Source organism: Bacillus sp. AFS001701, from assembly GCF_002559405.1.
In the GTDB taxonomy this organism is placed as follows: Bacteria; Bacillota; Bacilli; order Bacillales; family Bacillaceae_G; genus Gottfriedia.
The window spans coordinates 1-2,219 of the sequence record NZ_NTZO01000613.1; the positions used below are offsets into that span (position 1 = coordinate 1).

Sequence of the window (2,219 nt, forward strand, 5' to 3'; positions counted from 1 at the left end):
ATATTTCAACACTCTGAAATGAGAATACCGCTCTAGCTTTCTCATTTAAATATTAATATGAAATACTACCTGAAATTAATAAACCTACTGTTACACTTAAAGTAAACAATAAAGCAGCTACTGCAATATTTCCTTCTTCAACCTTTTTAGCAAACGAAATTTTCGGAAATAATACAAATTCTGCAATCCAATATGTAACCATTTGAGCGATAATACCAACTAAGCTCCAAATAATGAAATCACCATAGTTAACTGAATACTTTGCTGCTGACATAATAACAATTGCTAAACCTACTAATTTTCCCGCTAGTTTCAGTGCAACGGCAATATTGCCATCCTCTAAAATTAATTTTTGTTCACTCATCTTCGTGGTAAAAGTAAAAGCTAAAAACCCTATAAATAAAAGAATAAGTCCTGATCCTAAATACATCAAAGTACTAACAATACTATCCATTTATCTTCTCATCCCCTCATTAATTAATTTTTTTCTTCAACGATTCCTACTGGTAAAAAACAACTTTCGTTTCCTGTAATAATATTCCCGGCACGTACACCAATTGCGCCGTATTCTTCTTTAATTAAAAAACTACCTATTAATACATGTAAATCTAGCATTCCATCAGGAGTCATAACCTTTCTCATAGGTAAAGGTGAGTATTGTTGAAACACCATAACTTGATCATGATAGTTATTTTGTTTACTTTGTTGACGGTTTTCTCCGTTAATAATCTTAATTGAATCTCCTTCACGGCCAAATGCAGGTTTCTCAACATATGGAAGATTGTTTTCTATAAAAAAATCTGGCTCTAAAAATGTTGGTAGAAAATGTTTTTTAATTACCTCATGTTCTTCTACAGTAAAAACATCTGATTGCTCTATATGTAAATTCCAAATTAATGCTTGAACAGCCTTGGACTGTAGTAAGAATGAAGATAATGGATTGAAAATAATCAATTTACCGTCTTTTACAAGTTCTAATAGTGCCAGGCCAATTTTTGTTCCATCTGAAGATTGATCAAGCTCTAGATGTTCTATTGGATAGGTTTGTCGGTAAAGAATGTGTATTCTTTCCCCTTTAGATGTATAAAGTCCATCGTTTTCAATAATCTGTAAATCTTCTAGCGCTTTTAATTGACTCTTACCATTGTATAGGGATTGAATATATTTAGCTGTCTTCCAATCTTCTTCATGATCACCATGAGCTGTAAAAACAATAATTGGTTTATCTAACCCTTTTATACTTTTATTGACAACATGATTTATGACATAAGAAAGTTTCATTTCACTATCAGCATTAGGATTCTTCAAGTTAAAATAATCCGTTATGTAACCATTGACATGATGGGTCTCCATAATAAAAGTGGGGGTGTCACTATTGCATTCATAATGTTTCCAACCATCAACTGTACGAACAAGGTCAATTCTTCTAATGATCCCTTCACTTTCAATCGTTTTAAGACGTAAAAAAGGTACGATTTCTTTTGAATAACCAAGCATATAAAAAATATCATCTGGTAATTGTCTCATTAACCGAGCAGTCTTATCATAAATTTTTCCAATTTGTTCCGTAATTGAATGAATTTCATCAACTTCACATTCAGTCAACGGATAATAGTCTAATAAAGCATAATATGAATCTTGTAAATCCGCCCAAAAATCTGGAAGTTTTTGATATACTTCTTTACGTTTTCGTCTATGATTCTGTAAATTCGCATTATCCATTATTAACCACCAAATCCTCCAGATGAACCTTTTCCAAAACCACTTTTACTTGAAGATGAAGTATGCCCTGCATATTTATTAGAAGATTTGTAGCTCTTATAAGAACTACTTGCATGAAGTGCAGTTCTTGTAGGATAAAATATTCCGCCATGATAATAACTATGGTAGTAATGACTCGTGCTATCATCACAAACCCAAACACCTTCGTCATCATCAAACTCCCAATCACGGCAATCGTCATTTTTCGGTTTATCTGGTCGGTCAGCATTTTGAGAACCACAGCCGGCTAATGCACTTACTGCTAAGCCACTCGTTAATGCGATACTAACTTTTTTCATTAATAATGATGTTTTTGACATTGGGATCTCCTTTCGAGTATTGAAAATTATTCTATTCTATACTAAACTAATCCCTCTCATAAAGTATATAGATATTAGCTTGAACTATCCCTCTTACTCTTGTTTTCTTTTAAACTAACCGTTGCCAAAAACTTATAA

General features: G+C 32.4%; 3 protein-coding genes. All 3 read right to left on the minus strand.

Features of this window, described 5'->3' with window-relative positions; translation table 11 throughout:
• Positions 1-52 precede the first annotated feature (52 nt).
• The 3 genes from CN514_RS24060 to CN514_RS24070 are packed head-to-tail and all read right to left on the minus strand — an operon-like array spanning position 53 to position 2,081.
• Positions 53-454 (minus strand): DUF350 domain-containing protein, encoded by a 402-nt coding sequence (locus CN514_RS24060; RefSeq protein WP_069034569.1) that lies wholly within the window; start codon positions 452-454, stop codon positions 53-55.
• 23 nt (positions 455-477) lie between these two features.
• On the minus strand, positions 478-1,722 hold the full coding sequence (locus tag CN514_RS24065; protein WP_098234734.1) for a glutathionylspermidine synthase family protein: 1,245 nt from the start codon (positions 1,720-1,722) through the stop codon (positions 478-480).
• A 2-nt stretch (positions 1,723-1,724) separates the two neighbouring features.
• Positions 1,725-2,081, minus strand: coding sequence for an aminotransferase yhxA (locus CN514_RS24070; protein WP_098234735.1), 357 nt, complete (start codon positions 2,079-2,081; stop codon positions 1,725-1,727).
• Positions 2,082-2,219: the final 138 nt, after the last annotated feature.